The following is a 20337-nucleotide window of genomic DNA, read 5'->3' on the forward strand; positions in this document are numbered from 1 at the left end:
CTGGCTTAAGGCGCCCTCGCTTGAAAGTTCTGGGCGCTCCGCCTGCCTGCGTCCGGGCACGGTCCGGTGGTGATCGTGGCCGTCGCCTACCCGGGCCGCCATGCCGGCAGCCTCACCGATGGATCGGCCGGGCGACGAGTGGGGCGGGTCGCCGAACAGTTGGGGTTCCTTGTCGACCGGGCCGGCTGCTCCGGTCCGGGATCAGCAGCGCTCGGCCGGGCAGCACACGGTCAGCGCGCCGGGCACGACCCGCACCTTCAACCGGGTCACCCGCTCGCGCGCCCCGCCGTCCAGCTCGTACGTCTTCGGCGCGGCGAACCGTACCCTGATCCTGCGGCCCCGGGTGATCCGCACGAACGGGGACTCCTCCGACCGGCCGGCCGCCATCCGACCCAGGGTGCGTGCCCAGTCCACCGCCCCGCTGGCGGTGGCCACCCCGACCTCCAGGGCCCCGTCGTCGGGCCGGGCGTCGTCGAAGGCGGGGATGCCGCCGGTGATCGTGCCGACGTTGCCGAACAGCACGCAGCTCGCCTCGCCGTCGAACCAGTCCGACCCGTCGACCCGGATCCGGGTGCGCACCAGCTCGCCGCGCACGTGCCGCAGCCCCGTCCACACGTACGCCAGGCGGCCCAGCCGGCCCTTGAGCCTGCGGTCGGCCTCGCCGATCAGGTCGCCGTCGAAGCCCGCGCCGGCCATCACCGCGAAGTGCTCCCCGTTGATCCGGCCCAGGTCGAGGCGGCGGCGCGGGCCGCGCAGGCCGGTCCGCACAGCCTTCGACAGGTCGGTCGGGATGCCGAGGTTGGTGGCGAACAGGTTCGCCGTCCCGGCGGGCAGGATCGCCATCGGCACGCCGGTGCCGGCGAGGACGTCGGCGCAGCGCTGCACCATGCCGTCGCCGCCCCACACGAAGACCAGCTCCGCGCCCCGGTCGAGCGCCCGGCGGACCCGCTTCGGCGCCTTGCGGCTCTTCGGCACCTCGTACCAGAGCAGGTCGCCGATGCCGGCGCCGGCCAGCGTGGCGCGCAGTTCGTCCAGGCCGCCGCCGAACGTCTTCTTCCGGTGCGCGACGACGGCGACGGTGCCGACCCGCGCCGGGGCCGCCTCGTCGGGGCGGGCCAGCGTGCTCGTGCTCATGACCCCGGGTGTTACCCCGACGCGACGCCCGCCACGCCTGCCGCCGGGCGGCCGGGTCCGCACCACCCCGACCCCGGGCCGGCACCGGCGGCCCGGGTCACCCCGACATGGGCAGGTCGAGGGCGGCGTCGCGGACGTCGGCGACCGGGTGCCCGCGCAGCGTCCGCAGCAGGTCCCGCCACGGCGTCGACCAGCCGTACGTCGCGCCGGCCCGGGTCAGCGCCAACGCGAGGTGCCCGGCCGCGTCGCCGCGGGCGGCCAGCTCCCGGGCCGCCGCCAGCAGCAGCCCGGCGTCCACGGTGGCGGCGTCGCGGCGCACCCGGTCGGCGAGGGCGTCGGCCAGCCGGGCGGCCAGCGCCGGGCGGCCGTCGGCCAGCTCCACCAGCTCGGTCAGCTCGGCGACGAGCTGCGCCGGGGTGCGCCCGTCGAGGCGCACCAGGGCGGTCAGCAGCCCGGCCGCCCCGGCCACGAACCCCGGGTGCCGGGCCAGGTCACGGGCGGCGTCCCGGGCCGGGTCGCGGTCGGCGTCGACGCCGGCGCGCTGCGCCCACACCCGCACGACCCGCAGGATCGCGCCGATCCGGCGGCGGGCCGGCCGGTCCCGCTGCGGCCCACCCGGGTCGTCGTCGGCCGCGTCGAGGGCCACCAGCCGGCGCAGGGCGGCGTCGAGCGCGTCCCGCTCCGGGCGGTGCGGCAGGTCCAGCAGCGCACGCAGCAGCATCGACCGGGCCGGCCAGCCCGCGTGCGCGCCGAGGTCGGTCAGCGCGTCGACGACCAGGTCGGTGATGTCGGGCGCCCAGCGGACCCACTGCGCCAGCCGGGTCAGCGCCGCCTGGGTGACCACCTCGTCGCCGCTGCGGCAGGCGGTGACGACCAGGCCCGCGTACCGGGGGCGGTGCGGCTCGGGCACCTCGTGCGGCCCGGTCGCCAGCACGGCCAGGGTGTCCTCCCGGCCGCCGCCGACGGCCAGGTCGAGCACCGTCCAGCTCTGCGGCGTGTGCAGCCGCTGCCGGGCGGCGGAGGTGATTGCGGCCCGGACGTCGCGGTGCTGGTCGGGCTGCTGCCACACCTGCCGCAGCAGCGGCACCGCCTCCGGCGGCCCGTACCGGCCGAGCAGCCGGACGGCCTCCTTGCGGCTGGTCACCCTGCCCCGGCCGAGGGCGACGCCGGCGAGCCGGGCCAGCAGCGCGGACGGGGTGGTGAACCGGGCGGCCCGGCCGGCGGCGTACATCGCCACCCGGGCCCGGTCGTCGTCGGCGTGCGCGAGCAGCGTGGTCAGGGCCTCCTCGGGCCGGTCGGTCCAGGGCAGCGCGCCGAGGGCCGCCTCGGCGAGGGTGACGTTCGCGGAGTCGACGTACCGCAGCACCAGGTCACGGCCGGCGTCGGGGACCCGCGCCGCGCGGGCGAGCGCGGCGGCCCGGGAGTGCAGCGGCTGGCCCGCGTCGCGGGCCACCCGGGCCTGGAGGTCGACGTACGCCCGCCGGTGCCGGGGCAGCCAGCGGTCGACGTGCCACGGATGCCCGGGCACCCAGCGCGGCCCGGTGGGCAGGAACGCGCCGGCCGGCGGCGGGCCGAGCAGCACCCGGTCGAGCAGGTCGGTGCGCCGCCCGCAGACCGTCCGCCACACCACCTCGAAGGTGATCACCGACGGGTCGGCGGCGAGCAGGAGGGCGACCCGCTCGCCGCGCGGCGCCGGGTCCGCCAGCCACAGGTCGGCGGCGGTACGGACCACCGGGGAGACGTTGCCCGAACCGGTGGCCCGGTGCAGCAGCTCCTGGAGGGCGGGCAACCGCCACGCCCGGCGTCCCAGCGCGCGGGTGACGGCGAACAGGGCGGTGAACTCGCCGCGCGCCATCCCGGCGGTGATCCAGGGCAGGAGCCGGTCGAGGACGGCCTGTTCCTGCCCCCGGCGCAGGCCGTGGTCGAGCCGGCCCAGCGGGGGCAGGTGGTGCCCGCCGAAGAGTGCGTCGAGGGTGTCCAACGCCCAGCCCAGCAGCTCCGGTTCGTCGACGTGGTGGCGCAGTACCCCGCAGGCCAGGTCGCCCAGCGCGGACAGCGTCCGGGTGGACGCGTCCCGGGCGTGGGTGGCGTCGGTGACCAGCGCGGCCAGCACCGGCCGCGAGTCGGCGCGCAGCGGCCGGGCCATGGTCGCCAGGGTGGCCAGCGCCGCCGACCGGACCGGATCCTGCTCGTTGCGCAGCCCGGCGAGCCGGGCCACGGCCTCGGCCACCGCCGCCGGGTCGTCGCTGCGCCGCGCGGCGGTGAGCAGCAGCTCGTACGCGCTCGCCCGGTCGTGGGCGTCGGCGGCGCGCAGGGCCGGCGTCAGCACGGCGGACGCCTCCGGCCAGGGCAGCTCGGCACTCCAGGCGCGCACGGCGGCCTCGTCGGCGCGGACCCGGTCCAGGGTGAGCACCCGCCGGGCCTCCCGTTCCCGCCAGCGCCGGGGCAGCACCGCCATGACCGCCGGGGACGGGATCGTGGCGGCCGTCTCGACGTCGGCGAGCGCGGCGTCGTACAGGGCGCCGCGTGCCGCCGGGGGCAGCGCGTCCAGCAGCGCCGCGAGGCGCGTGTCGTCGGCGCGCTGCCGCCGGGCGAGCGTGACCAGTTCCGCCGGCGGCAGCGCGCCGAGGCGGCGCAGCAGCGCCGGGGGCAGGGCGGTCCGGGCCAGCCAGCCGGCCCGGGCGGGGGCGGTCAGCAGCGCGAGCACCCGGTGCGGGAACGCCGCGGCGAGCACGCCGTAGCCGGTGAGATCGCCGGGGAGCCCGTCGGCCGGGGCGTGGCGTTCGAGCAGGGTGAGCACCCGCTCCGGGCGGTCGACCGCCGTGCCGAGCAGCGCGCCCGCGCGGGCCGCCCACCAGCGGGAGCGTTCCGGGCCGTCGAGGCCGGGCAGCGTCGCCTCGGCGTGGTCGAGCAGGATCCCGGCGTGCCGGCCGGCCAGGGCCGCCCCGCTGCCGAGCGCGTGGTCGAGCAGGGGCAGCAGCCGGCGTACCGTGTCGGGGCCGCAGGCGGGCAGCAGCGCGACCGCCTCGGCATCGCCGAACCGGTCCCGGACGGCGTCGACGAGCCGGTCGGCGACCTCCGGGCGGCGCGGCGACCGCAGCGACCGGTACACCAGCCGGCGCAGGTCGGCGGGCGCGTCGGCGAGCAGGGGGCGCAGGTCGTCGGCGGTGAGCCAGCCGGCGCGCAGGCAGGCGCGGACCGCGACGGCCCGGATCGCCCCGTGCGGGTCGTCGAGTGCGGCGGTCACCCCGGCCCGGTCGCCGACCACCTGCGCCGCGGTCACGGCGAGGAACCGGTGGTACGCGGATCCGGCGCGCAGGTCCGCGAGCACCCCGGCCAGCCGGCCGGCGGCGGCGAGGTCCCGGGCCCGGGCGGCGAGGGTGCTCGTCCGCTCCCGGTACGGCAGGTCGTCGAGGTCGTCGAGCAGGGCGGTGATACGGCGCGGCATCGCGCCATTGTGCCCAGAACCGGGTTCGGCGGCCGACCCGTTTTGCGGGGCGGCGACGTCACGTGGAAGGTGCCTCCGCCGCGGTCCGGGTGCCACCCGGCGACGACGCGGAAGCGCCCGGCCGGAGGAACCGGCCGGGCGCTTCGCCGCTGGGTGCCCCGGGACCGGGGCGCCAGGTCGTACCGACCCGGCCGGGCGCGTCAGAGGCTGAGCCGCTGGCCCGGGAAGATCAGGTTCGGGTGCTCGCCCACGACCCGCTCGTTCTTCTCCCACAGGGCGCGCCAGCCGCCCCGCACGCCCTGCGCCGTGGCGATCTCGGAGAGGGTGTCGCCCGATCGGACCAGGTAGGTCCGCACGCCGTCGGACGGGGCGCTCTTCGGTGCGCTTCTCGTGGTGTCCCGCTTGCCGCGCGAGGCCGGCTTCTCGGTACGCGGGGACCGCTCCTTCGGGGCGGCCTTCGACTCGGACCTCCGCTCCGACTTCGGGCTGGCCTTCGTCGAGCCGCCCTTCTTGCCGCAGGTCGGCCACGCCCCGATGCCCTGGCCGTCGAGCACCTTCTCGGCGATGCGGATCTGCTCGCTCCGGGTCGCCAGGTCGGCTCGGGCGGCGTACCTCTTGCCGCCGTAGCCGGCCCAGGTGCCCTGCGAGAACTGGAGGCCGCCGTAGTAGCCGTTGCCGGTGTTGATGTGCCAGTTTCCGCCGGACTCGCACCTGGCGACGGCGTCCCAGTTGACCGCGGCCTGGGCCGGTGCGGCCGGGCCGGCCAGGGCGACGGCCCCGGCGAGTGCGCCGGCCGCGAGAGTGCCGACGGTGACGCGGCGAGCGGTCACCCGATGGTGGCGGGCGGTGTATTGAGTTGCCATGTGATTCCTCCACGCCGGCGAGGTGAGCTGTCGGGTTCGGGCCGAGGAGCCCGGCCGCCGAAGGCGGCTTCACCCCGAGGTGCGATGCACCGAGGAACGTGTGGGTCCCCCGCTCCTGCCTGACTGACAAGGGAACCGACGGCCGGCGGCAGGACTAGGCGTTACCGACCGTGGTGGCCGCGTTTGCGGACTCGACCGACGTTAGACACGGTTCGTGACGACCGCCCACCTCTTGTGAAGTTCTTCACCCGCTCGGGCGAACCCGCCAACCGTCGAGTTGCGATACTGCGTAGGGCATGCAGGGGAGGGCGTGGGGCCGAGTCCGATCAGGTCGGACCGGCTTCGGGCCACCTCGGCCCGTGACGCTCAGTCATGTCGGTCCGATTGCGCCCACCCGGACGTCGAACACGCCGAGTAATCCCCGAAACGGCGCGCGCCGGGCGTCCACGGTCGACACGTGTCGACCGGGAGCCCGGCGCGCGGTGCGGCTCGGCGGCTACAGGGTACGGGCCAAGCGGTCGGCGAGGACACGGGTGAACCGGGACGGGTCGGCCAGCTCGCCGCCCTCGGCCAGCAGCGCCATCCCGTACAGCAGCTCGGCGGTGTCGCCGACCGCGTCGGATCCGGCGTCCTGCTCGTGGGCCTTGCGCAGCCCCTCGACCAGCGGGTGCCCCGGGTTCAGCTCCAGGATCCGCTTGACCTGCGGCACCTCGTGCCCCATCGCCCGGTACATCTTCTCCAGGGTCGGGGTGATGTCGTGGGCGTCGCCCACCACGCAGGCCGGCGAGGTGGTCAGCCGGGTGGAGAGCCGGACCTCCTTGACGTTGTCGGAGAGCCGGCCAGTCATCCAGGTCAGCAGGTCGGCGTACTCCTGGCGCTGCTGCTCCCGGGCGGACTCGGCTTCCTTCTTCTCCTCCTCGGTGTCCAGGTCGACCTGGCCCTTGGCGATGGAGCGCAGCGGCTTGCCGTCGAACTGGCCGACCCGCTCGACCCACACCTCGTCCACCGGGTCGGTGAGGATCAGCACCTCGTAGCCCTTGGCCCGGAACGCCTCCATGTGCGGCGAGTTCTCGATCATCGACCGGGACTCGCCGGTCATGTAGTAGATGTCGCCCTGGCCGTCCTTCATCCGCTCGACGTAGTCGCGCAGGCCGGTCAGCTCGGCCGGATCGTGGGTGGAGGCGACGGAGACGATGTCGAGGATGGCCTCGGTGTTGTCCGGGTCGTCGAGCAGGCCCTCCTTGACGGCCGGGCCGAACTCCGACCAGAAGGTGCGGTACTTCTCGGCCTCGTTGGCCTTCATCTCCTTGACGGTGGCGAGGATCTTCTTCACCAGCCGGCGGCGGACCACCTGGATCTGGCGGTCCTGCTGGAGGATCTCCCGGGAGATGTTCAGCGACAGGTCGTGCGCGTCGACGACGCCCTTGACGAAGCGCAGGTAGTTGGGCATCAGCGCGTCGCAGTCGTCCATGATGAACACGCGCTTGACGTAGAGCTGCACGCCCCGGCGGGCCTGCGGGGCGAACAGGTCGACCGGGGCGTGCGACGGCAGGAACAGCAGCGCCTCGTACTCGAAGGTCCCCTCCCCCCGCATGTGGATGGTTTCGAGGGGGTCGGCCCAGTCGTGGCTGACGTGCTTGTAGAACTCCTTGTACTCGGCCTCGTCGACCTCGCTGCGCGGGCGGGCCCAGAGCGCCTTCATCGAGTTGAGGGTCTGCACGTCGCGGGTGGTCTCGTCGCCCTCGCCCTTGCGCTCGACCGTCATCCGGATCGGCCAGGCGATGAAGTCGGAGTACCGCTTGACGATCTCGCGGATCTTCCACTCGGCCGTGTAGTCGTACAGGTGGTCGTCGCTGTCCTCCGGCTTGAGGTGGACGGTGACGGAGGTGCCCTGCGGCGCGTCGTCGACGGTCTCGACGACGTACGTGCCCTCGCCGGTGGACTCCCAGCGGGTGCCCTCGTCCTGCCCGGCTCGGCGGGTGACCAGGGTGACCTTGTCGGCGACCATGAAAGTGGCGTAGAACCCGACGCCGAACTGGCCGATCAGGTCGGCGGACCCGGCCGAGTCCTTCGAATCGCGCAGCTTGGCCAGCAGCTCGGCGGTGCCGGACTTGGCGATGGTGCCGATCAGGCGGACCACGTCGTCGCGGGACATGCCGATGCCGTTGTCCCGGACGGTCAGGGTCCGGGCGTCGCGGTCGACCTCGATCTCGATGTGCAGGTCCGAGACGTCGGCCGCGAGATCCTTGTCGACCATGGACTCCAGGCGCAGCTTGTCCAGCGCGTCGGAGGCGTTGGAGACCAGCTCGCGCAGGAAGACGTCCTTGTTCGAGTAGATCGAATGGACCATCAGCTGGAGCAGCTGGCGCGCCTCCGCCTGGAACTCCAGCGTCTCGATCCGGTTACTCACACCGACCCCCTTCTGTGACTGACGAACCTCCGCGCACAGGATACGAGCCGTCGCTGCCCGTCGCGTCACCCGCCCGACCCGGGAGCACACCCCTCCATGCGGACGGGTCGGATCAGGTGTCGTCCGGGGTCATCCGGCCTGCTGCGGCTCGTCCCGGTCGGGTGCCGTCGGCGGGGTTGCTGTCCTTCGCTGCTGCACTTTCTCGGCGGCGTCGATGACGTTGCGGGCTGCGGTCGCCACCGGGCAGTGCGTGGTCCGGCAGATCGGGCAGCGGCCGTCCGACAGGGGTTGGTGGTCGCGGAGGACAGCTCTGGCGGTGAGGATCAGCCGGTTTCGGATCTGGGCCAGGGACAGGAACGGCGCGGTCATCCTCAGGTCACCCCGAGGGTAGCAGCGAGCTGGATGAGCATGGCCGGTGCATGCGGGTCTCGGACCACCCTGGCGACGACTTCCCGGGCGGCCGGACGGTGGCGCAGCTCGGCCGGTGCCGTACGGTCGGCGTCGATCAGGACCCGGCCGGCGTTGATCGGGTCGTCGGCTTGAAGGTAGGCGCGGGCGGCGTCGAACAGGTGCGCCGCGCGGTGCTCGGGCGGCAGCCATCGCCAGGCGTCCCGCTGGGTCGTCTTCTCGTGCCAGGCCACAGCGTCACGGGCTTCGCCCAGGTCGACGGCTGCCGCGACCCGGGCCAGGTCGACGGCTGTCGGCCCGAACCCGGTGCGGTGGTGGTCGTGGCCCTCGCCCACCCGGCCGGCCATGCCGGCGGCCTCGCCGATCAGGTCGGCGGTGGCACGGTCGTCACCGGCGCGGGCCGCCGCCAGGGCGGCCTGGACGAGCAGCGTCCCGCACAACGACAGCTCAGGGGGTGAGCCGATGTCGGGGTCGAATGGGGCGATCCGGTACGCGGCGGCCAGCGTCGTCGACTTCGCCGCCCTGACCCGCCCCGATGCGCGGAGCACCTGGCCGAGCTGCACCGCTGCGGCAGCTACCAGCACTCGATCACCGGTGGCGGCAGCCATGGCCCGGTCGACGGCCAACCAGCCCAGATCCGCCTCGCCGAGCTTCACCAGCAGCGACGCGGTCACCCGGTACGCCTCCACCAGCGGCACCCGCCCCTCCCCCGGGCCACGGGCGTGGGCGCGCTGCGCGTCGGCCAGCAACTCCGGCACCAGGTCGATCACCTGCGGATAGCGGGCGTGCTGGAAGGTGGTCCACGCGTGCGCGACCTGCCGGGCCAGCCGATCGGCGGGCAGGACCGGGCCGCGGATCACAGGCCGCGCCAACGCGATCTCGTACGCCGACAGCGCCGCCCGGATCCGCTCGACGCCCTCGCCCCGCTCGGGCACGCCGACGGGCTGGGCGTCCCGGCCGAGCAGCACCGCCGTGTCGATCCGCAGGACAGCGGCGATGTCCCGCAGGGTGGAGACCCTGTCGAGCGACCGGACACCACGCTCGACCTTGTCGACCCAACTCTTCGACTTGCCGAGCCGGTCGGCGAACACCTGCTGCGACAGCTTCCGCCGCCCCCGCCAGTACGCCACCCGGCGACCGATGGGCAGCCGATCACTGTCCACGACGCCACCGCCGGTCCGGCACCGCCCGCGTAGTCTCCTCCACCGGTATTCGCTCCGCCTCGGCCTGGGCGAGAAGCCGTTGCTTCGCGGCTTCTCGTTCCGCCGCCTGGATCCGCTCGCCTCTGTCCTCGACCGCACCGGCGTCGCTCATCCCCACCTCCGCTGGTAGAGGCGCGGCGGCGTGCTCTTGGAAGGACCGACACCGCCGCGCCCGGCTGAAGGACGCGGCTCGCAGCCGAACCGGTAATGACGGGTCCACACCCGTCGCGCCCCGATCACAGCCTGTGATGATTCGGCTGCGTGATCCAGGCGGAGGCCGTCCGCTACTGTCCGCCGGGGCGTACCGAACCGATGGCGGACAGGTCAGCGGAGCTGTCCAGGAATTCACGTACCGTCACCGAGCTCGGAGCAGCCTCGACCAGGCGCCGGCGCACCTCAGCCACCCGCCGGGCAGCCCGGTGCGACTGTGCCCGCCGAGCCATGTCCAGTGCCCGCCCCGCCGCGTCTGCCGCCCGCTCGACCTCCCCCGCCTGAAGCAGACCCTCGGCGAGCCACGTGAGGTACAGCGATGACTCCCGGGGCACCTCCGGGCCATAGCCGGTGATCACCCGTTCCAGGATCGGTACCGCACGCAGCGGCCGGCGCAGTTCCGTCCACACCCGGCCCGCCATGATCTCCACCTCGTCCGAGGTCAGCCAGTACGCCCACGGCGGCGCGGCGCTTGGGTCGCAAGTCGGGTACATCTCCTCCACCGCGCCCAGCGCCCGTTCGGCCAGGCTCGCCTCACCAGCGCGAGCATGCGCCCACGCGACCCGTTCCAGCAGCAGCACCCGGCCGGTCGTCTCGGTCGCCTGCCGGCCCCCGGTGTACGCAGACCTGGCCAGGGTGACCGCCTCGCGTCGGTCCCCGATGCTCGCCTCCAGGTAGCTCAACGTGCTGAGGCAGTTGGCCGCGCCGGCAACGTCCCCGGCCGCGTGTGCGGCCCGCATCCCAGTTAGGTAGTACCGGCGCGCGTCGACGATCCGGCCGGCGTCCTCGGCTACGAATCCGGCAAGCTGGCACAGGTCCGCTGCTGCGGCAAGCAGCCGTCGGCCGACCACCTCGGAGTGAATGCCCTCACGGAACAGGCCGGCGGTGGCGTCCAACTCGGCGACCACCATCGAGTACGTCTGAGCCCCGCCGACATGGTCGTCCAGACGACGGAGCTGCCGCACCCGGCGCTCGACGCGCTCCACGGTCTCGATTCCCACCCGCCGGCCGGCGCTCAGCTCATAGCGCTGCGGAGGATCAGCGATCAGCCACTGGTGCGCCAACTCGGCAGCGTTGTTCGCGGCCGGGACTGTGGTGACGAGCAGATCGGCGAGTTGCTCGGCGTCGCAGCGCCGCCAGTGCGTGCCGCAGTCGATCGTCCATCGTCCGCCGTCAAGGATGCCCGCAAGGGCGGCCAGCTCGCCGCCAGCATCCAGGGCGGCGTCCAGCCGCTCGGCCGTCTCCGGCGTCGGCGGCTTGCGGCCATGCGCAAGGTCATGGAGATAGCTCTTGCCGTAGTAGGTGCGGGCGGCGAGTACGCGGTAGCTGACACCTCGATCCCTGAGCAACTCTCGTAGACGCACGGCAAACCGCGACGATGCAGACATCGCAAAAGCTCCAGCAGAGGTCTGGGCGGCAGCATCGCCGCCTCTACATGGGCGAGTCACCACATCGGACGATACACCGACAGTCACACCATGTAACGCAGCGTTGATGCGCTAGCTGCGGGTTAGCCGCTTCGTCGAGCACGGGTCGGGCATGCCCTCGGGACTACGCGTCCCACTCGATCTGATGCCGTCGCTGTCCGGACTTCCATCCGAGCGCCGCCAAACGGCTGACCAATCGACTGACAGTCAGCGCGAACACCGCCCCCATCCTTGGGGACGACCCGGATGCCGCCGCGCGACGAGAACCCGTCCACACCCATCAACCAGCCCCACTGATCTTGCCGTCCCGGCTGCCGTCGACCCGCCCTCCTCGGGGTCGAGCCGCCGCCCGGCAGATCACCATCACCACCCCCGCCCACCCCGACCGACCGAGGCGCGGCTCAGCGGGCGGCGAACCGGTCCAGCGCGGCGCGCAGGTGACCGCGCAGGGCGTCGCTGCCGGTGTGCCCGGAGTCGGCGACCACGATCAGCTCGGCGTCGGGCCAGGCGCGGGCCAGCGACCACGGCGTCTCCAACGGCGAGCCGAGGTCGAGGCGGCCGTGCACGAGGACCCCGGGAATCCCGGCCAGCCGGCCGGCGTCGCGCAACAGGGCATCGTCGTCCAGCCACGCCCCGTGGGAGAAGTAGTGCGCGCAGATCCGGACGAACGCCAGCCGGGCGTCCGACGGCCGGTCGCTGTACACCCCGGGCCTGCCCTGGGGCTCCAGCGAGACGACGGCATCCTCCCAGGCCAGCCAGGCGTTCGCCGCCCGGTGCCGCACCCGCGCGTCCGGGTGCTCCAGCAGGCGCGCGTACGCGGCGAGCAGGTCGCCGGCCGGCCCCTGGCCCGGTTCGACCGTCGGGCGGTCGGCCGCCGGCACGGCGTCGACGAACCGCCGCCACTGCTCGGGGAAGAACCGGCCGACGCCCCGGTACAGCCAGTCGATCTCCGACCGGCGGCTCATGGTGACCCCGACGAAAACGATCGCGCTGACCCGCTCCGGGTGCCGCTGCGCGTACGCCAGGCCCAGGGTCGAGCCCCACGAGTCGCCGAACAGCAGCCAGCGGTCGATGCCCAGGTACGCGCGCAGCCGCTCCATGTCGGCCAGCAGGTGGGCAGTGGTGTTGTGCCGCATGTCGGTGGCCGGGTCGGCGGCGTGCGGGGTGCTGCGCCCGCAGCCCCGCTGGTCGAACTGGACGATCCGGTACCGGGCCGGGTCGAACAGCCGGCGGACGCCCGCGCCGGAACCGGCCCCGGGCCCGCCGTGCACGACGAGCGCCGGCGTGCCGCCCGGATTGCCGGACACCTCCCAGTGCACGAGGTTCCCGTCGCCCACGTCCAGCATGCCGTGTTCGTACGCCTCCCCGAGCCCGTACCCCATCTCCACGCTGCCCCCTCCCGAGCCTCTGGTGCGCGCAAATACACGGAATGTGCGGCCTCCGAGCCCGTAATAGCCACGAATTCCGTGAATTTGCGGCGACGGATCTGGCGGTGGCGGATGCGGCGGTGGTGGGTCAGCCGGCGACGATGTCCAGGGCGCGGGTGAAGTCGGCGAGCAGGTCCGGCGTCTCCTCGATGCCGGTGGAGACCCGCACCAGGCCCTCGCCGATGCCGGTTTCGGCGAGCTGGGCGGCGTCGACGATCCCCGCCCACATCGAGCGTGGGTGCACCACCAGGGTGCTCACACTGCCCAGGCTGGCCGCGCGTTTGGCCAGCCGCAGTTCCGCCAGCAGGGTGGCCGCCGCCGGCCGGCCGCCGGCCAGGTCGAGGCTGAACACGCCGCCGTACCCGCTCATCTGCTTGCGGGCCAGGTCGTGCTGGGGATGGCTGGGCAGGCCGGGGTAGCGGACCCGGGCGACGGCCGGGTGTTCCTCCAGCGTCCGGGCCAGCGCGAGGGCGTTGTCGTTGTGCCGGGCCATCCGCAGCGGCAGCGTCCGGATGCCGCGCAGCAGCAGCCAGGCGTCGATCGGGCCGAGCGTCGCCCCGGTGACGATGGCGGTCTGCCACACCCGGTCGACCAGTTCGGCGGAGCCGACCACGACCCCGGCGGAGACGTCGGAGTGGCCGCCGAGGAACTTCGTGGCGCTGTGCCAGACCAGGTCCGCGCCGAAGGTCGCCGGACGCTGGTTGACCGGGGTGGCGAAGGTGTTGTCCACGACGGCGTACGCGCCGTGGGCGTGCGCCAGCTCGACCACGGCGGACAGGTCGGTCAGCTCCAACAGCGGGTTGCTGGGGGTCTCCACCAGCACCAGCCGGGTCCGCGGGGTCAGCGCCCGGGCGAACGCGTCGACGTCGGTCTGGTCGACCTGGGTGCAGCTCACCCCGAACCGGGTGAGCAGCCCGGTGGTCAGCGAGGTGGTGCCGCCGTAGGTGCTGCGCTGCACGATCACATGGTCGCCGACGGTCAGCAGGGCCAGGGCGATCGTGGTGATCGCCCCCATCCCGGAGGCGGTGACCAGGCCCGTCTCCACGCCCTCCAACTCGGCCACCACGGCGGCGACCTGGGCGTGATTGGGGTTGCCGTAGCGGGTGTAGAAGGCGTCGCCGCGCGTCTGCGTGGCGATCTCGGTGAACCGCTCGTCGGTCTCGGCGCTGAAGGTGGCGCTCTGCACGATCGGGGGCGACACCGCGCCCGCGGGGCTCAGCCCGTCGTCGCCGTGGACAGCGGTCGTGCCGATGCCGGTCACCGGTGCTCCTTCGGTTGTCTGCTGCGAACGGTCAGGGTACGACGACGACCGGCGCCGGGGCGGCCCGGTCGACGACCATCCGCTGGCTGTCACGCTGGTGCCACAGCCGGGCGTCGTCGAGGTCGGCGACGGCCAGGCCGGCGGTGGTCCCGGCGTCGGCCAACGGCTCGATCTGCGCCGCCGCCACCCGCAGCGGCTGCCGCATCGGGGTGTCGCCCGTCGTCGTCACATCGCCCCCAGCCACCAGCGCAGCCCGAAGAAGACCGCCAGCCCCACCGTCCAGACGATCATGAACCGTTCGACGAAGAGCCCGGTCACCAGGGTCACCACCCCGGCCACCAGGTACGGGATCGTGACCACGGTGATCTCCACCCGGTTGTCGACCGGGGCGAGCACCGACGGCACCGCGATCGCGGCGAGCAGCGCGGGCGGCAGGTAGCCGAGGAACGTCTTCACGTCGGCCGGCAGTTCCCGGTCGCGGAAGACCAGCAGCGGCACGTACCGGGGGGCGAAGGTGGCCAGCCCCATCCCGAGGATGAGCAGCAGCATCGACATCGCGGTCACCTTCCGTCCACGTCGGCGGCGGCGTCGGCCGCCCGGTCCCCGGCCGCCCGGTCCCCGGCCCGCACGGGCTCACCGGGCCGCACGTGCTCACCGGGCCGCACGTGCGGCACGGCCCCCGGCGGCGGCCCGTCCGCGCCCGCCGTCACCTCCGGCTCCGGCGGGTCCGGGTCGGCCGCCGGCTCGTCGGGCTCCGGCGGGAACCAGCGGCGTTCGATCCGTTCGCAGGCCATGCCGACACAGGCGCCGCCGAGCGCCGCCAGGATCAGCCCCAGGTTGTACGGCAGGCCGATGGTCAGCATGGCCAGCGCGCCGGCCGAGACGGCGGTGGTCCAGATCTTCCAGCCGGCGAGCGCCCCGGCGAGCACGACCAGGAAGACCGCGGTCATCGGGAAGTCCAGGCCGTCGCGCAGCCGCTGCGGCAGCAGGTGCCCGGCGACCATGCCGACGACCGTGGCGATCGCCCAGTTGACGTACATGATGGCGGAGGCGCCGAAGTAGTACATGCTCTTGCGGCGGGCCGGCTCGTCGCCCTTGATCCGGTCGAACGCGACGAAGAAGACCGCGTCGATCAGCCCGAAGCCGAGCAGCAGCCGCCACCGCTGCGGCAACTCCCGTACGTGCGGGGCGAGCAGCGTCGAGTAGATCAGCATGCGCAGGCTGAGGATCAGCGTGGTCAGCACGATCACCGGCCATGCCGCGCCCTCGGAGATCAGCTTGAAGCCGATGAACTGGGCGGTGCCCGAGTTGACCACCATGGCCAGCCCGAACGTCTCCAGATAGGACAGCCCGCTGGCCAGGCCGAGCGTCCCGCCGATCACCCCGAGGGGAAACGCGGAGAGCAGGAACGGCACCATCGAGCGGGCCCCGGCGACGAACTCGCCGCGCGGCGTCGCGGGCCGCTCGGGGGCGCGGGTGGGCGTGCGGTCAGACATGGTCCTCCCCGGGGCGGCGGGCGCGCGGCGCGGCCGGGCCGGCGGCGCCGACGAGGGCGGCCACCTCCCCGGCGCGGGTACGGCAGAAGTAGTGTCCCCCACCGTCGATCTCTTCGAGGGTCACGTCGGCGGCGATTCGCCGCCACGCGGCGTGCTCGTCGGCCGAGCCGGCGGTGAGCGGGTCGTCGGCGGCGAGCACCACCGTCACCGGCACCGTCAGCGGCCGGTCGGCCAGCGGGGCGAGCCGGTCCCGCAGGTACGCGTGCGAGCCGAGCGCGTCGTGCCGGAACGCGGCGACCAGCGCCGAGGTGTGGTCGGCGTCGAGGCCGTCGAGGTCGGTGAAGCCGGTCTGCCCGACCAGCCAGTCCACCACCCCGGCCTCGTCGAGGGCGCGCACCTCGGCGATGCTGGCGTCGATCTCGGCCGCGTCGCGCAGCAGCTTGCCGCCGAGGAAGAGCCGCACCGGCGGGGCCCCGGCGGCGGCGAGCAGCCGGGTCACCTCGATCGCCAGCGCCGCGCCGACGCAGTGCCCCCAGAGCAGCACCTCGCCCCGGACGTGGGCGCGGATCTCGTCGGCCACCCGCCGGGCCACCTCGTCGAGGTCGACCAGCGGCTCGCGGCGGCCGAGGTCGTGACCGGGCAGGGCCACCGCCTGCACGGCCACGCCGTGCCCGGCGAGCGCCTCGGCGAGGGGGCGGAAGGCCAGCGGGTTGCCGGCCGCGTACGGGAAGCAGAGCAGGACCCGGTCGGCGGCGGTGCCGGACGGCGACAGCGGCTGGAGCAGCGAGTCGTCGCCGGCCCGGGCGGCCCCGGCCCCGACCGCCGCGCCGGACCCGGTGCCGGAGCCGGCGGCGGACTGGGCGGGCTGGGCGGACTGGGCGGACTCGGCGACCCGGGCCAGCGGGCCCAGATCGGAGTGGGTCATGAGCTGCCGCAGGGTGACCAGCGGGCGCAGCGCGGCGACGACCCGCATCGCGGCGAGGGAGTTCCCGCCGAGGTCGAAGAAGTTGTCCTCCTCGGCGATGTCGGCCGGCGGCACGTCCAGGGTCGCGGCCCAGACCTCGGCGATGCGCCGGGCCACGTCGGTGGCGGGCGGGGTGCGCCCGGCGGGGCCGGCGGCCGGGGCGGGCGCGGTCCGGCCGAAGGTCCGCCGCGCGGGGACGACCCGGGCCGGCGGCAGGCCGGCGGCGTACCCGCCGTGCGGGGCGTCCGGGGTGTCGGCCAACGCGGCGAGGGCGCGCCGGTACGCCTCGCCGATCCCGGCGGCCTGCTGCGGGGTGAACTCCGCCGAGTGGTAGTGCAGGCTCAGCCGGACCTGGTCGGTGAAGAAGTCGCGCATGAACTCGGCGCGCAGGGCGAACTCGGTCTCGGTGCTGACCCGCACGTCGAGCAGGTCGAAGCCGGGCCGCTCCCGCAACTGCTTGAGCAGGTAGAAGTGGGTGTAGTTGAACACCGTCTCGAACAGCGGGTCGGTGGTGGCCGCGTCGGCCTTCATCTGCGCCATCGGGTAGCGCCGGTGCGGCAGCAGGTCCGCCTCGGCGCGGTAGACCCGGCCGACGAGGTCGACCCAGCTTCCGTCGCCGAGGTCGACGCGCAGCGGCACGGTGTTGAGGAACAGTCCCATCGCGGCCGTGGCACCCTCGGACTCGGGCCGGCCGCTCTGCTCGTACCCGGTGACGACGGCCGCGGCGGCGGCGAGCGCGCCGATGACCTTGACGTGCGCGGCGAGCAGCAGGGTCTTCAGCGGCACGGCGAGCCGGTCGGCCAGCCGCAGCAGCCGCTCGGACAGTCCGGCGGAGACGTCCACCTCGTGGAAGACCACCGGGCGCTGTGCCTCGGCGGTCGGCGGCTCCCAGCGGGGCAGCTCGGTGACCCCGCCGTCGGTCAGCACGTCCCGCCAGAAGTCCCGGTCGGCGGCCGAGGCGACGGCCCGGCGCTCCAGGCCGATGTAGTCGCGGAAGTGGTTGCCGGCCGGCGGCTCGGGCAGCGGCCGGCCGTCGCGCAGCCGGTGGTACGTGTCGAACAGCCGGGTGTGCAGCAGGGTGATGCTCCACCCGTCCAGGGCCGAGTTGTGCTGGCTGAGGCTGTACCGGTACAGGTCGTCGGCGAACAGGTGCACGTGGACGCGGACCAGCCCCGGCTCCCGCCAGACGAACCGGTACGCCTGCTCCCGGTCGTGCCAGTCGGCGTACCGGCGCTCCTGCTCGGCCGGGTCGAGGCCGCGCAGGTCGGTCACCCACAGCGGGGTCGGCGCGTCGGCGTGCACGAGCTGGAGGTACTCGCCGTACCCGGTGAGGTGGTAGCTGGTGCGGAAGATCGGGTTGTCGGCGACCAGCCGCCGCATCGCGGCCGTGAACGTGGCCTCGTCGAACGGCGCGTTGATCAGGAAGCTGATGATGTCGTGGTACTGGGCCGCGCCCCGGGCCAACTCGTTCTGGAAGATCAGCCCGGCCTGGAGCTGCCCCAGCGGGTACGCGTCGACCACCCCGTCGGGCAGCAGCGCCCGGTCGGCCGGGGACACCAGGTCGAACGGCGCGTACGTGGGGGGCCGCTCGCCGGTCGCCGGGGCGGCGGCGAGGGCGGCGATGGTGGGGTGGCGGAAGAGCTGCTGGAAGGTGAGGTCGAGCCCGGCGGCGTGCGCCCGGGCCAGCACGGTGACGAAGTGGATGGAGTTGCCGCCGAGGGCGAACAGGTTGTCCTCCACCCCCATCCGGTCCACCCCGAGCACGTCGGCCCACACCTCGGCGAGGATCCGCTCGGCGTCGGTGCGCGGCGGCACGTACGGGCGGTCGTCGGCGGGCGGGTCGGGCAGCGCCCGCCGGTCGAGCTTGCCGCTGCCGGACAGCGGGAACTCGGCCAGCTCCACCACCCGGGCCGGGACGAGGTACCGGGGCAGCAGGCCGGACAGGTGCGCGGTGAGCGCCCGCTCGGCCACCGGGGAGTGGGTCAGCACGTACCCGAGGAGGTTGCCGTCGCGGGCCACCACCACGGCGTCCTTCACGGCCGGGTGGCCGCGCAGCGCCTCCTCCACCTCGCCCAGCTCGACCCGGTGGCCGCGCACCTTGACCTGGTGGTCGAGGCGGCCCAGGTAGTCGATGGTGCCGTCGGGCAGCACCCGGGCCAGGTCGCCGGTGCGGTAGACCCGCTCCTCCCCCGCGTCCGGGGCGGCCACGAACCGGTCCCGGGTCAGCTCGGGGCGGTTGAGGTAGCCCCGGGCGAGCTGCACCCCGGCGATGCACAGCTCGCCGGGCACTCCGACGGGCTGGACCCGCAGCCGCTCGTCGAGGACGTGCAGCCGGGTGTTGTCGACCGGCCGGCCGATCGGCACCCGGTCGGCGCCGGGCACGCAGCGGTGGTGGGTGACGTCGACGGTGGCCTCGGTCGGGCCGTACAGGTTGACGAGGGTGACGTGCGGCAGCAGCGCGGCGAGCCGGTCGACGTGGTGCGGGCCGAGCGCCTCGCCGCTGGCGAAGACCCGCCGCAGCCCGGCCAGCGGCGCGGTGTCGGCGGTGGCCAGCCAGTCGAGGAACGCCCCCAGCATGGACGGGACGAAGTGCAGGGTGGTCACGCCGTGCGCGGCGACCGCCGCGACGATGGCCTGCGGGTCACGTTCCGCGCCGGGCGGCAGCAGGCACACCGACGCCCCCTCGCGGGCCCACCAGAACAGCTCCCACACCGACACGTCGAAGGTGGTCGGGGTCTTGTGCAGGATCACGTCGTCCGGGCCGATCGGGTGCAGCCGCTGCATCCAGGCGAGCCGGTTGGCCAGCGACCGGTGCTCGATCATCGCCCCCTTCGGGGCGCCGGTGGAGCCGGAGGTGTAGATGACGTACGCCAGATCCCGCCCGTCGGCCTGCGCCGGTGGCGCGGCCTCCGCCGGCGGCGCGGACACCGCCTCCTCGGGCAGCGCGTCGGCCGGCGGCAGCGGGAGCACCGGGACTCCCTCGGGGACGGCCGCCGGGTCGGCGGCCAGCACGAGTGCCGCGCCGCTGTCGGCCAGCAGGTAGCCGATCCGGGCCGGCGGGTAGCCGGGGTCGACCGGCAGGTAGGCCGCGCCGGCCCGGTGCACGGCGAGGATCGCCGCGAGCTGCGCGGGCGACCGCTCGGCGAGCACGCCGACGACGGTCTCCGGGCCCGCGCCGGCCGCCCGCACGGTCGCGGCGAGGGCGGCCACCCGCCGGTCCAGCTCCGCCCACGTCCAGGTGACCTCGTCGGTACGCACGGCGACGGCGTCGGGCGTCTCGGCGGCCCGGCGGGCCACCCAGGCGTCGGGGCGCAGGGCGTCACCGGGGTCCGCGGCGGTGTCGTTCATCGCGTCGAGCACCGCCCGGTCGGCCGGGGTGACCAGGGCGACGTCGTCGACCGGGGCGTCCGGGGCGGCGAGCGCGGCGGTCAGCAGGAGCAGCAGGTGCCCGGCGATCCGGTCGGCCGTGGCCGGGTCGTGGCGGGCCGCGTCGTGGTGCACGGTCAGCTCGGCGGCGGACACCGCCACGGTGACGCCGATCCGGGGGTCGGGGGCGGCGTCGGTGGTGTGCACGGCGACGTCGAGAAAGGGGTGCCGGTCGGCCTCCGCGTGCGGGGCGAGGTCCTCGGCGAGCAGCTCGACGGGGTAGTCCGCGTACCGCTGCGCCTCGGGCAGCGCCGCGCGGAGCTGCCCGACCAGGTCCCGGTAGCTGACGTCGGGGCCGCAGGCCACCGGCAGGGGCAGCAGGCCGGCCAGCGCGTCGCCGTCGGCCGGGCGGCCGACCAGCAGCGCCGTCGCGCCGGTCCAGCGGCGCAGCAGCGCCGCCACGGCGGCGGCCACCAGCACGTACCGGGCGGGTTCGGCGCCCCGGCTGGCGGCGGCGAGCCGGTCGGCCAGCGCGGCGCCGAGGGGCACGGTGACGGCCTGCGGGCGGGCCGGGGCACCGGGGACGGGGGTGCGGTCGGCGGGGAAGCCGACCCGGTCCGCTCCGGCGGCGAGCGCGTCGCGCCAGTGCCGGGCGTGGTCGGGCCGCCGCGCCGCGGCGATCCTGAGCTGGCCCCGGGTCATCAGAGACTGCATGATCTCG

At 74.6% G+C, this 20337-nt stretch carries 14 protein-coding genes and 1 riboswitch; all 14 genes read right to left on the reverse strand.

From position 1 onward, the window contains the following. Positions 1-201 precede the first annotated feature (201 nt). Positions 202-1134, reverse strand: a complete 933-nt coding sequence (locus C5N14_RS17125) for a diacylglycerol kinase family protein (RefSeq protein WP_117669102.1) — start codon at positions 1132-1134, stop codon at positions 202-204. Between the two features lie 97 nt (positions 1135-1231). Continuing rightward, on the reverse strand, positions 1232-4582 hold the full coding sequence (locus C5N14_RS17130; RefSeq protein WP_117669103.1) for a hypothetical protein: 3351 nt from the start codon (positions 4580-4582) through the stop codon (positions 1232-1234). A 200-nt stretch (positions 4583-4782) separates the two neighbouring features. Continuing rightward, on the reverse strand, positions 4783-5445 hold the full coding sequence (locus C5N14_RS17135) for a transglycosylase family protein (RefSeq protein ID WP_117669104.1): 663 nt from the start codon (positions 5443-5445) through the stop codon (positions 4783-4785). Continuing rightward, positions 5443-5616, reverse strand: a riboswitch (cyclic di-AMP (ydaO/yuaA leader). It overlaps the preceding gene by 3 nt. A gap of 325 nt (positions 5617-5941) precedes the next feature. Next, entirely contained in the window at positions 5942-7855 is a 1914-nt protein-coding gene (gene htpG / locus C5N14_RS17140) for a molecular chaperone HtpG (RefSeq protein ID WP_117669105.1), read from the reverse strand. Between the two features lie 129 nt (positions 7856-7984). Further along, positions 7985-8224 carry a hypothetical protein gene (locus tag C5N14_RS17145; RefSeq protein ID WP_117669106.1) on the reverse strand — a complete coding sequence of 80 codons (240 nt, stop codon included), beginning with the start codon at positions 8222-8224 and terminating at the stop codon, positions 7985-7987. A 2-nt stretch (positions 8225-8226) separates the two neighbouring features. After that, positions 8227-9426, reverse strand: coding sequence for a helix-turn-helix domain-containing protein (locus C5N14_RS17150; RefSeq protein WP_243639696.1), 1200 nt, complete (start codon positions 9424-9426; stop codon positions 8227-8229). Next, positions 9416-9577, reverse strand: coding sequence for a hypothetical protein (locus C5N14_RS32230; protein WP_165878139.1), 162 nt, complete (start codon positions 9575-9577; stop codon positions 9416-9418). The genes C5N14_RS17150 and C5N14_RS32230 overlap by 11 nt, the downstream gene beginning before the upstream one ends. A gap of 172 nt (positions 9578-9749) precedes the next feature. Beyond that, positions 9750-11039, reverse strand: coding sequence for a helix-turn-helix transcriptional regulator (locus C5N14_RS17155; RefSeq protein ID WP_165878140.1), 1290 nt, complete (start codon positions 11037-11039; stop codon positions 9750-9752). A gap of 464 nt (positions 11040-11503) precedes the next feature. Then, complete coding sequence (gene pip / locus C5N14_RS17160; protein ID WP_117669108.1) at positions 11504-12484, reverse strand: prolyl aminopeptidase; 981 nt, start codon at positions 12482-12484, stop codon at positions 11504-11506. Positions 12485-12617: 133 nt separating this feature from the next. Then, entirely contained in the window at positions 12618-13790 is a 1173-nt protein-coding gene (locus tag C5N14_RS17165) for a PLP-dependent aspartate aminotransferase family protein (protein WP_117669109.1), read from the reverse strand. 31 nt (positions 13791-13821) lie between these two features. After that, positions 13822-14019 carry a hypothetical protein gene (locus C5N14_RS17170; RefSeq protein ID WP_117669110.1) on the reverse strand — a complete coding sequence of 66 codons (198 nt, stop codon included), beginning with the start codon at positions 14017-14019 and terminating at the stop codon, positions 13822-13824. Then, positions 14016-14345, reverse strand: a complete 330-nt coding sequence (locus C5N14_RS17175; RefSeq protein WP_128763597.1) for an AzlD domain-containing protein — start codon at positions 14343-14345, stop codon at positions 14016-14018. The genes C5N14_RS17170 and C5N14_RS17175 overlap by 4 nt, the downstream gene beginning before the upstream one ends. Before the next feature lie 5 nt (positions 14346-14350). After that, positions 14351-15286 carry an AzlC family ABC transporter permease gene (locus C5N14_RS17180; protein WP_117669112.1) on the reverse strand — a complete coding sequence of 312 codons (936 nt, stop codon included), beginning with the start codon at positions 15284-15286 and terminating at the stop codon, positions 14351-14353. Continuing rightward, entirely contained in the window at positions 15279-20330 is a 5052-nt protein-coding gene (locus tag C5N14_RS17185) for a non-ribosomal peptide synthetase (RefSeq protein ID WP_117669113.1), read from the reverse strand. The genes C5N14_RS17180 and C5N14_RS17185 overlap by 8 nt, the downstream gene beginning before the upstream one ends. Positions 20331-20337: the final 7 nt, after the last annotated feature.

The sequence above is a fragment of the Micromonospora sp. MW-13 genome (assembly GCF_003434305.1).
Lineage (GTDB): Bacteria > Actinomycetota > Actinomycetes > Mycobacteriales > Micromonosporaceae > Micromonospora.

Excerpts from the sequence above, each read along its gene's own strand:
- C5N14_RS17125 (WP_117669102.1), bottom strand. The coding sequence starts at position 1,134 with ATGAGCACGAGCACGCTGGCCCGCCCCGACGAGGCGGCCCCGGCGCGG.
- C5N14_RS17130 (WP_117669103.1), bottom strand. The coding sequence starts at position 4,582 with ATGCCGCGCCGTATCACCGCCCTGCTCGACGACCTCGACGACCTGCCG.
- C5N14_RS17135 (WP_117669104.1), bottom strand. The coding sequence starts at position 5,445 with ATGGCAACTCAATACACCGCCCGCCACCATCGGGTGACCGCTCGCCGC.
- C5N14_RS17145 (WP_117669106.1), bottom strand. The coding sequence starts at position 8,224 with ATGACCGCGCCGTTCCTGTCCCTGGCCCAGATCCGAAACCGGCTGATC.
- C5N14_RS32230 (WP_165878139.1), bottom strand. The coding sequence starts at position 9,577 with ATGAGCGACGCCGGTGCGGTCGAGGACAGAGGCGAGCGGATCCAGGCG.
- pip (WP_117669108.1), bottom strand. The coding sequence starts at position 12,484 with ATGGGGTACGGGCTCGGGGAGGCGTACGAACACGGCATGCTGGACGTG.
- C5N14_RS17175 (WP_128763597.1), bottom strand. The coding sequence starts at position 14,345 with ATGTCGATGCTGCTGCTCATCCTCGGGATGGGGCTGGCCACCTTCGCC.
- C5N14_RS17180 (WP_117669112.1), bottom strand. The coding sequence starts at position 15,286 with ATGTCTGACCGCACGCCCACCCGCGCCCCCGAGCGGCCCGCGACGCCG.
- C5N14_RS17185 (WP_117669113.1), bottom strand. The coding sequence starts at position 20,330 with ATGCAGTCTCTGATGACCCGGGGCCAGCTCAGGATCGCCGCGGCGCGG.